Genomic DNA, 10174 nt, shown 5'->3' with positions numbered 1-10174 from the left:
CTTTTTTCTTAGCTACTTTTTTCTTAGTTGCTTTTTTCTTAGCTACTTTTTTCTTAGTTGCTTTTTTCTTAGCTACTTTTTTCTTTACGGCCATGGCCAACTCCTTAAATTATTTAATCGATATAGAAAAATCTTCCAAATTCATGTGCATACTTTTGAGTAATCATTCCGTATCCTGGATAGCTTACTCCATCGAGTTTAAATTTTTTCCCAAAGCCTTTTACGCCCCAAGAGTTTTTAAAATAATAAACTCCCTTATATTCAAACTCTTTCCAAGAACCATCTTCCATTTGCATCTTTGTCTCTACAATAACATCATCATCGTAACCAACAAGGATCATAGAATGGCCTCCTCCTTTGACAGAAGAAATTCGACGATCTCGAGTCCCAATCTCAGGATATCCAACAATACCTGCATACCATTTAGACTTATCACGCTCTTGAATTTCGTGAGTAATTGTCTTCTTAGAATTCCAAGAACCGTAATATAATTTAGTACCCATAATAACGGACTTCCCGTCATTTAACCATTGCTTAATTTTATTGAGGTCTCTTGATTTATATGATTTTTTTCTCTTAAATAAGTTACTTACTAAAGTATCTCTTAGATAAATTGATTCCTTTCTAATTGGAATAAAGTCAGGGTCAATTTGTGCAATATCATAATCAGACATTGTAAAAAGTCTTGGATCTCTTTGACCAAGTAAGCAAGACTTTAAATACTTAGGAAGAACAACAAGGTGCCCGCATGTTTTCTTTGCAATATTAATTTGTGGAAAGTCTTCATCAAGAGATGGCCATTTTTTACGAGAATAAGGCCAGGTCTTTTCATAAACAACACCCATATCTAAGATGGCCCTCATATTCTTCGAAGTTGAAGAGCCTTCAGTGAGCTTATCTTTCATAATAATATACTCCATCCATTGCTCGGACAGATCTAACTCAACGGGTAAAAATCCTTGTTTACGTATTAACAAGTGCTCCACCATTCCAATGGCCGTAAACATTGTACAAGTGCCTCGAGAGCCTTGAGACTTTACAGCAGTTTGTAAACCAATGAGGCCGTGAATATCACTCTTAGATGGAAGCTCATCGGCATGGACTGAGCTAAAGAGAATTACCAAATTCAATAAAATAATTTTTATAAGTGTTGTGTTCATAACTTGAAATTTTGACCATTTAACTCGGTTTTAGCAAGATGCATTGCGACTTTAAATACTTATAAATTTATAAACAAGCAGTGCATAAATATTCTCTCACTTGAGGTCAAAATAGATTGCCTAATCAGCTCTAGGAGTGCACATTATAGGATATGATTTCATTGGCAGGATTAAACGACAAACAACGCGAAGCAGCTGAGACTATCGATGGCCCAGTGCTAATTCTAGCGGGTGCAGGTAGTGGCAAGACAAGAACTCTTACCTACCGAATTGCGCACATGGTCGACAACCTTCATATTCCTGGAAAGAGTATCCTTGCCGTATCATTTACAAATAAGGCCGCAAAGGAAATGAAAGAGCGCGTTATTACCCTACTTGGTAAACAAAAATCAAGAGGAATGACCCTTGCAACATTTCACTCTCTAGGGCTTAAGATTCTAAAAAAAGAGATTACTCATCTTGGTTATCATAAGAACTTTTCAATCTATGATCAAACAGATCAATTAAGTATTATACGAGAAGGCCTTAGGCTTTATCACGATAATAAAGGTGCATTTAAAAAAGAGATCATTGCATCTAAGATTGGTAAGCTAAAAAATGAAGGGATAAAACCAGAAGACTTTGCAGACTCACCGTTTTTTGACGGTGAAGATCCATACGATCATGCAGTTAACTTCATGTATGAATTCTATCAAGATAAATTGAAATTCTATAATGCAATCGACTTTGATGACATTCTACTACTTACAGTTAGACTCTTTGATGAAAACCCAGAGTTGGCCCGCGAATATTCAGAACAATTTCGCTATATCATGGTCGATGAATACCAAGACACTAATCCATTACAATTTAGACTTATTCGTCATCTAACATGTGCCCATGATAATCTCTGTGTGGTTGGTGACGATGACCAGGCCATCTATTCATTTAGAGGTGCCGATATTTCTAATATTATTGGTTTTGAAAGAGACTACTCACGAGCTAAAGTTGTAAAACTTGAGCAAAACTATCGCTCAGTCTCACCTATTTTGAAATTAGCAAACTCAGTTATTAAAGAGAATAAAGATCGTCGTGATAAAACACTGTGGTCAGATAAGCCAAGTGACATGAAGCCAATTCTTTGGGAATTAGCGGATACTGATCACGAAGCAGAAATCGTTGTTGAAGATATTGTCTCCCACCAGTCAAAAGGTGGACATTTAGGTGATATTGCAATTTTATATCGATCAAATACACAAGCAGCACCAATTGAAGAACAACTAAGACTTTCACAAGTTCCTTATACAATTATTGGTGGTCAAAAATTCTACGAGAAGAAAGAAGTAAAAGATATCATGGCCTACCTTCAGGTAATCCGTAATCCGGCCGACCAAATGGCATTAAGACGGGTACTAAATGTTCCAAGTCGAGGAATCGGTATAAGAACACTTGAGAAGTTTCTTGAAGAAAGTGAGGCACATGAAATTGACTTATTTTCTGCGATGAAGAAATCTCCAGAACTTGCAGGAAGTCGTGAAGAAAAGATAAAAAACTTTGTTAAGCTAATTGAGAACACAAAGAATTACTTTGATAAGTATTCACTAAGTGAGGCCATAACAAACTTAATTGAAGACCTAAAATACTTTGAATACATCGATAAATGCTACGATCAAGCAAAACAGGCAAGTCGAAGAAAAGATGATATTCACTTCTTTATAGAATCAGCTGCTCGTTTTACTGAAAACTTTAAAGAGTCTGCAACACTATCTAAATTCTTAGAAAAACTAATGCTACAAGATTCTCAAGATTCAAGAGATGACGATGAAGAAGATGACGATGTTAGAAAGAATGAAGTAACTCTTATGACACTACATTCATCTAAAGGACTTGAGTTTAAACAAGTCTATATGATTGGAGTTGAAGAGGAACTTCTTCCACATAAGAGAACAATTATTAATAACGAAGGTGACGCTGAAGAGCGCAGACTTTGTTATGTTGGAATTACACGAGCACAAGAAAAGCTCATCATGACAGTGTGTAAAGAGAGAAAGATATACGGGAATATGCTTCCAAGACATCGCTCTCGCTTTATTGTAACTGATGATGCCAAGAGATTTTATCAGGAACAAGATCGCCAAAATTTTGGTCACCTTGAAAGCCAAGAAGAAGTTGACAAATATAAGAAGGACTTCTTTTCAGGGCTTATGAATCTTCTAGATTAAATTCAATTGTAACTGTGTTTGAAGAATAACCAGGTATAAGGCTTAAAAGAGCATCGAAGAAATCCTGATCGATTCTTACACGCATACGGCTTACTTTACGACAGTCATAACTTCTTTGAGAAAGAATATCTCTTATTCGTCTCTCTTCTATACCGAAGCCAACAACCTTCTTGGATGCTTTGTAGTCAAGGACTTCATCTTTTTTTGCCCATACACCATTTCTTGAAGCACAGAACTGACTATTTAACTTCACACCACTTGCGCAAGAAGTAATTAAGAGTGAAATAAAGAGAAGATTAATAAACTTCATACTCATTCTCCCCAATATCTGTCACGGCCCTAACTTTTACATCCTTGCGTGAAAATAAACCTAGACTTAAAAACTTGACCCACTGATACCATGTTGTTTCGATTTCAGTTATCTCTACTCTCGAAACATATTCACTACGTCTTCTAAAGAAATCATTTCCCATTTTTACGTGATGTACCTTAGGTAAGGTTCCATAGAACATATTATCGTTGGTGTGATCACCTTTTAGAATAATGACTTCTCGATTGGCATGCTTTGAAATATGTAATAGACGCTCACCATCTCCAGTATAAAGAGTATGTGAGCAGGAAACAAAAAATATTAAAAAAATTAAGAATTTAATCTTAGTTACCTTTAAAGTCTGGGTTACGCTTTTCTTTAAGAGCACTTAGTCCTTCAAAGTGATCATTGGTTCTTTGAGCTATTCCTTGATATGCACTCATAAGATTTAAATGACTTTCCAGATCATCACGACTAGCACGCTTCATAGCTGTCTTAGTTAATTGTACAGCAACAGGAGCATTGGCAGCAATTTCATTTGCAGTAGCAGAAACAGCAAGTTTTAAATCCTCACCCGTTACAATATTATTGATAAGACCCATATGCATCGACTCTTTAGCAGTATAAATACGACCTGTAAGATACATCTCCATTGCCTTAGTATAACCAACTTTTCGAGTTAGAAAATAAGGTCCACCATCTCCAGGAACAAGAGAAAGCTTACAGAATGTTTCACCAAATTTTGCATCATCACTAGCGATAGCAAGATCACACATTGCAACTAAATCACAACCTGCACCTATAGCACCTCCGTGAACCATTGCAATAACTGGTGTTTGTAATTTTTCGATTGTACGAGGAATATTTTGAATTCCTTTAGAGTAACGGTTTCTTAACTCGAATGGCTCCCCTGCAAACATACCTTTTCGGGCCTGCATCGCTTTAATATCCCCGCCAGCACAGAAGTTATCTCCTTCTCCACTTATAACAATAACTCTAACTTCACTATCAGTATCAGCATATTCTAAGACTTCAGTAAGAGATGCGATCATTTTATTTGTAATGGCATTTGCCATTTTAGGATTATCTAAACTAAGCCATAATACATGGCCGTTTTTTTCAACTTTTAATTGCTCAAACTCGTATCCGTAAATTGCCATTACTTTCTTCCTTTATATGCTTGAAAAAACTTCGATGGAGCCTGATGTCCAATCTTTGATGTGATAAATTCACTTGCAGCATGAAGCTTATCCATATCAATACCAGTATCACATCCTAATTTATTTAAAAGATTAACCACATCATCTGTTGCAACATTTCCGCTGGCACCTTTTGCATAAGGACAACCACCAAGACCTGCAGCAGATGAATCAAAGACAGTAACTCCCTCTTCCAGAGAAGCATAGATATTTGCTAAGGCCATACCTTCTGTATCGTGAAAATGCATGGCCATCTGATTAAGATCAAACTCATTTGCAATCATTTTAGTAATTCGTCTAACCTGTACTGGGTTTGCAACACCAATAGTGTCACCTAAAGAAATCTCATAACAACCTAAATCAAGTAATCTCTTTATCCCATCAATAATGGCTTCATCCTTAATATCTTTTTCATAAGGACAACCAAAAACAGTTGAAAGATAGCCACGTAATTTCATTCCAGCATCACTAGCTTCACGAGCGACTTCGACTTGACGAGCGTGTGCTTCTTCAATTGTCGCATTAATATTTTTTTGATTAAAAGTATTAGAAGTTGCAGTGAACATACTAATCTCTTTTACACCTAAAGACTTAGCGACCTCGAGACCTTTTAAATTAGGAACTAAACAAGGAGTTGAGATCCCCTTGCCCTTTGTTAGTTCTAATACTTTAGGATAAAGATCTGCAGCGTCTTTCATTTGAGGAATTTTATCCGGACGAACAAAACTTGTAATTTCAATAGTCTTAAGTCCCGTCTCACTTAGAAGACGAATAAACTCTAGTTTATCTTCGGTTTCTACAAAACTTTTTTCATTTTGTAGGCCATCACGAGGACCAACTTCAACAATTTTAATCTCTTTACTAAAATTACTCATAAATTATCCAATTATGCCAGTTCGACTAACTCGACTCCTCCATCAATCGTCTGACCTTCATTAACTAATATTGCATCGACTTTTCCGTCACGAGATGCTTTTACAGTATGTTCCATTTTCATTGCTTCCATTACAATCAGTGCATCGCCAACTGAAACAGACTGCCCTGCCTCAACGAGTACTTTCAATACTTTCCCAGGCATTGGAGAGCTCATATCACCGGCTTCACCAGTAGCGGCACCAGAGCGTTTAGCAACAAGCCTTTTTGCTTCAACTCGCTTACTATTAACAATATATGCATTCTTTTGAGTTAAAATATGAAATGGAACATCATTAACCCATAGTGCATCTTCTTCAATATCAACTGCAAAAGTAAAATCGAAGAAGCGTACGATGAGTGAGCTTACGCCAGAAAATTTAAAAGTAGCAGTTAGCTCATTACCATCAACGATATAATGGCGAGTTTCTAAAGACTCACCGCTCATTCTAAAAGAATCGAAAAGGATATTATCTCTTAAGAAGTCATGCGCTAATGTAGCTGCAATTTCTTCAGCATAAACTTCAGCAGGGGCCAAGTCTTCTTCGTATGTTTTAACAAAGTGTGTATATGTGTCACCCTTTAAGAATGCATCATGCTTAAGAATACGTACAAGATAGTCATTATTAGTAGTTAAACCTTCAAAAGGTAGATGGTTTAATCCAGCTATCATTGTCCCAATCGCTTCATCACGATCTGCACCCCAAGTAATAACTTTAGCAATCATTGGATCAAAATTTACTGTGATAGAATTTCCATTCTTGTAACCTGTATCAAGACGTACACCGTCGATAGCATCACCTATGTATTCGAGACGGCCAATTGCAGGCATAAAGTCATTGTCAGGATCTTCAGCGTAGATACGACACTCTATCGCATGACCAATTTGTCTAATATCATCCTGAGTGAAATCAAATGCTTTACCACTAGCTGCAATTAATTGTAATTCAACTAGATCAAACCCCGTTACCATTTCTGTTACCGGATGTTCTACCTGAAGACGAGTATTCATCTCTAAGAAATAAAATTCGTTTCCATCTAAAATAAGCTCAATTGTTCCAGCACCGTGATAATTAATCGATTTCGTAATTTTAATCGCAGCGTCTGTCATGGCCTTACGTAGTTCATCACCTAAAGCAAGAGAAGGTGTTTCTTCAATAATTTTCTGATGACGTCTTTGAATTGAACATTCTCTTTCAAAGAAATGGAAGTGATTACCGTGAGTATCACTTACAACTTGTATTTCAATATGTCGTGGGCTAGTGATGAATTTTTCAATAAGAACGATATCAGAACCAAAAGAGCTTAAAGCTTCACGCTTACAACTTTCAAGCTCAGCTAAAAAGTCTTGAGAACTTTCCACAATTCTCATTCCCTTTCCACCACCACCAGCAGAAGCTTTAATAAGGACAGGATAACCCATCTTATCTGCTTGTGACTTTAATAATTCAGGATCCTGGTTTTCGCCATTATATCCAGGGATAACAGGAACACCAATTTCGATCATCTTATCTTTTGAGCCTTTCTTATCACCCATAAGAATAATGTGCTCGGGTGTAGGGCCAATAAAGATAAGACCTGCATCTGTTACTTTTTGACTGAATTCTGCGTTCTCAGATAGGAAACCATAACCAGGGTGAATTGCATCACAGCCGCTATCTTTTGCGATTTGAATAATCTTATCCATATTTAAGTAAGTATCACTTAGAAGATTTCCTTCTAAATAATAAGATTCATCAGCAAATTCTCTTTGAGGAAGGTTTCTTTCTTCAAAAGTATATAGCGTGACAGTTTTAATCCCGAGATTGCGACAAGTTTTAATTACTCGTAATGCAATTTCAGCTCGGTTAGCAATAAGAACTTTATTTATTTCTTTCATATTATTCTATTTCCAGTTTGGTTTTCTTTTTTCTAGTAATGCACTCATTCCTTCCTGACCTTCATCAGAAATTCTTTGCTTTGCAATAACATTACAAGTGTAGTCAGTAACTTCTTCAGTATTTCCAAGTCTCTCTTTAACACCAAAAATAAGCTTCTTAGCTTCTCTTTGAGCTTTGGGAGCAACTTTAATAAGTTGTTTTGCCATATGTACAATATCGGCATCGTAGTAACGATCAAGTGAAACTTGATGAACAAGACCAATCTCAAGAGCGCGTTTCCCATCAAATCTCTCACCAGTTAAGAAAAGATGGCGAGCATTTGATTCTCCAATTTTTGCAATAACAAATGGAGAGATAACAGCAGGAACAAGTCCAAGATTAACTTCTGTTAAACCAAATTTTGCACTCTCACTTGCAATAACAAAGTCACAACAAGCAACAAGTCCAACACCACCTCCAAGGGCGGCTCCATTAACTTTTCCAATAACTGGTTTTGAAAGATTATTAATCGCATGAAAAAGTCCTGCTAATTTCTTAGAGTCAGCAATATTTTCTTCCATCGAATAATCTTTCATACGCTTCATCCAATTTAGATCAGCACCCGCACAAAAAGACTTCCCTTCACCAGTTAGAACAACAACCCTTACAGAGTCATCGCTTTCAAGTCCAAGAAACTCTTCTGTTAGAGCAGCAATCATCTCATCGTTAAAAGCATTATGTACTTCGGGGCGATTTAAAGTGATGTAACATACACCGGCTTCTTCGCCACTCGTCTTTAATTCCTTAATATATCCACTCATATAAACTCCTTCTCAATTCTCATTACATTCTAAAGACACCAAACTTAGTCTCTTCTATTGGTGCTTGTTTACTTGCTTTAATAGCAGCACCTAAGATATCTCGTGTCTTATGTGGCTCAATTACACCATCATCCCAAAGTCGAGCTGTTGAATAATAAGCACTTCCCTCTTCTTCATATTTGTCTAAGATTGGTTGTTTGAACTGAGCTTCTTGTTCAGGAGTCATTGGAGCCTGACCTTTTGCTTTAAGGCCATCTTGTCTTACTGTCGCAAGAACTCCTGCAGCTTGCTCTCCACCCATTACTGAGATACGTGCATTTGGCCACATCCACATAAAACGTGGAGAATAAGCACGTCCACACATACCGTAGTTTCCAGCACCAAATGATCCACCAATAACAACAGTGAACTTTGGTACGTTTACAGTAGAAACAGCTGTAACCATCTTAGCACCATCCTTTGCAATACCTTCTGCTTCATATTTAGAACCAACCATAAACCCTGTAATATTTTGCAGGAATACTAGTGGTATATTTCTTTGCCCACAAAGTTGGATAAAGTGAGAGCCTTTGATTGCTGATTCCGAAAAAAGAATTCCGTTATTAGCAACAATTCCTACTCTTTCACCACAGATCTTAGCAAAACCACACACTAGTGTTGGCCCGTACTTTTCTTTAAATTCATGAAAGCGTGATCCATCAACAATACAAGCAATGATTTCACGAATATCAAATGGCTTCTTCGTATCTCTAGGTAGAATTCCATAGATATCTTCAGCATCATATTTTGGCATTTCAAAATTAAAGTCATCTTCATTTTGAATGAAGTTTGTATTTTCAACAATTGAACGAGTAATCGCTAATGCGTCCTCTTCATCTTCTGCAAAGTGATCAGCAACACCAGAGTCACTTGTGTGAACCTTTGCCCCACCAAGAGTCTGAGCGTCTACTTCTTCACCTGTTGCGGCCTTTACAAGAGGAGGTCCTCCTAAGAAGATCGTTCCATTATCTTTTACAATAATTGATTCATCTGCCATTGCAGGTACATAAGCACCACCAGCAGTACATGATCCTAGAACCACGGCAATTTGTGGAATACCTTGAGCAGACATTTGTGCCTGATTATAAAAAATTCTTCCAAAATGTTCCTTGTCAGGAAAAACTTCATCTTGCATCGGTAAGAATGCTCCACCAGAATCCACAAGATAAATACATGGTAGGCGGTTTTCACGTGCAACTTCTTGTGCTCTTAAGTGCTTTTTCACAGTCATTGGAAAATATGTTCCACCCTTAACAGTTGCATCATTTGCAACAAACATGCACCAAACACCATGAACTTTTCCAATACCAGTTACAATACCGGCACTTGGAATATCCATACCGTACATCCCATTAGCTGCTAATGATGAAAGTTCAATAAATGGAGATCCTGCATCGAGGATCTTATCAATACGTTCACGTGGTAAAAGTTTTCCTCGTGAGTGGTGACGTGAAACAGACTTCTCTCCTCCACCTTGATGAGCTTTATTTACTCTTTGTCTAAGTTCTTCAACATTTGAAAAATGAAATTTGAAGTTTTCTTTAAAGTCGTCACTAGTGCGATCGACTTTCGAATGAATCGAAATCGTATCTTGCGAATTAGTCATAGAAAATTGCCTCTAATATTTGTAATAAAACTGAGCAATTTTATCTATTTATCATAGATTTTGACAA

9 protein-coding genes are annotated in these 10174 nt (G+C 36.9%); 1 reads left to right on the top strand and 8 read right to left on the bottom strand.

What is annotated here, in order from left to right:
* Positions 1 to 113 precede the first annotated feature (113 nt).
* Positions 114 to 1130, bottom strand: a complete 1017-nt coding sequence (locus ACMAZI_RS06715) for a C1 family peptidase (protein WP_133296978.1) — start codon at positions 1128 to 1130, stop codon at positions 114 to 116.
* A 182-nt stretch (positions 1131 to 1312) separates the two neighbouring features.
* Here ACMAZI_RS06715 and ACMAZI_RS06710 point away from each other — a divergent pair, with 182 nt between their 5' ends.
* Positions 1313 to 3361, top strand: a complete 2049-nt coding sequence (locus ACMAZI_RS06710; protein WP_115363382.1) for an ATP-dependent helicase — start codon at positions 1313 to 1315, stop codon at positions 3359 to 3361.
* Here the strand turns inward: ACMAZI_RS06710 and ACMAZI_RS06705 are convergent.
* From ACMAZI_RS06705 to ACMAZI_RS06675, 7 genes are read right to left on the bottom strand one after another with little or no spacing between them, the layout of a single operon-like run.
* Positions 3342 to 3671: a hypothetical protein gene (locus tag ACMAZI_RS06705; RefSeq protein ID WP_412473506.1), complete on the bottom strand. Its 330-nt coding sequence runs from the start codon at positions 3669 to 3671 to the stop codon at positions 3342 to 3344. The two genes, ACMAZI_RS06710 and ACMAZI_RS06705, sit on opposite strands and share 20 nt — an antisense overlap.
* Complete coding sequence (locus tag ACMAZI_RS06700) at positions 3658 to 4059, bottom strand: hypothetical protein (RefSeq protein WP_412473507.1); 402 nt, start codon at positions 4057 to 4059, stop codon at positions 3658 to 3660. Before ACMAZI_RS06700 ends, ACMAZI_RS06705 begins: the two co-directional genes overlap by 14 nt.
* Positions 4016 to 4831 (bottom strand): enoyl-CoA hydratase-related protein, encoded by an 816-nt coding sequence (locus ACMAZI_RS06695; RefSeq protein ID WP_115363388.1) that lies wholly within the window; start codon positions 4829 to 4831, stop codon positions 4016 to 4018. Before ACMAZI_RS06695 ends, ACMAZI_RS06700 begins: the two co-directional genes overlap by 44 nt.
* The gene (locus ACMAZI_RS06690) at positions 4831 to 5745 is read right to left on the bottom strand and encodes a hydroxymethylglutaryl-CoA lyase (RefSeq protein WP_412473508.1); all 915 of its coding nucleotides are present in this window, start codon (positions 5743 to 5745) and stop codon (positions 4831 to 4833) included. The genes ACMAZI_RS06695 and ACMAZI_RS06690 overlap by 1 nt, the downstream gene beginning before the upstream one ends.
* Positions 5746 to 5756: 11 nt before the next feature.
* Positions 5757 to 7661, bottom strand: a complete 1905-nt coding sequence (locus ACMAZI_RS06685; protein WP_412473509.1) for an acetyl/propionyl/methylcrotonyl-CoA carboxylase subunit alpha — start codon at positions 7659 to 7661, stop codon at positions 5757 to 5759.
* A 6-nt stretch (positions 7662 to 7667) separates the two neighbouring features.
* Complete coding sequence (locus ACMAZI_RS06680) at positions 7668 to 8462, bottom strand: enoyl-CoA hydratase-related protein (RefSeq protein ID WP_120405037.1); 795 nt, start codon at positions 8460 to 8462, stop codon at positions 7668 to 7670.
* A gap of 22 nt (positions 8463 to 8484) precedes the next feature.
* Positions 8485 to 10107, bottom strand: coding sequence for a carboxyl transferase domain-containing protein (locus ACMAZI_RS06675; RefSeq protein WP_412473510.1), 1623 nt, complete (start codon positions 10105 to 10107; stop codon positions 8485 to 8487).
* Positions 10108 to 10174: the final 67 nt, after the last annotated feature.

It is taken from the genome of Halobacteriovorax sp. YZS-3-1 (assembly GCF_047084945.1).
In the GTDB taxonomy this organism is placed as follows: domain Bacteria; phylum Bdellovibrionota; class Bacteriovoracia; order Bacteriovoracales; family Bacteriovoracaceae; genus Halobacteriovorax_A; species Halobacteriovorax_A vibrionivorans.
Note: the sequence above shows the minus strand (reverse complement) of the source record. Positions and strands in the feature narration are given on the sequence as shown.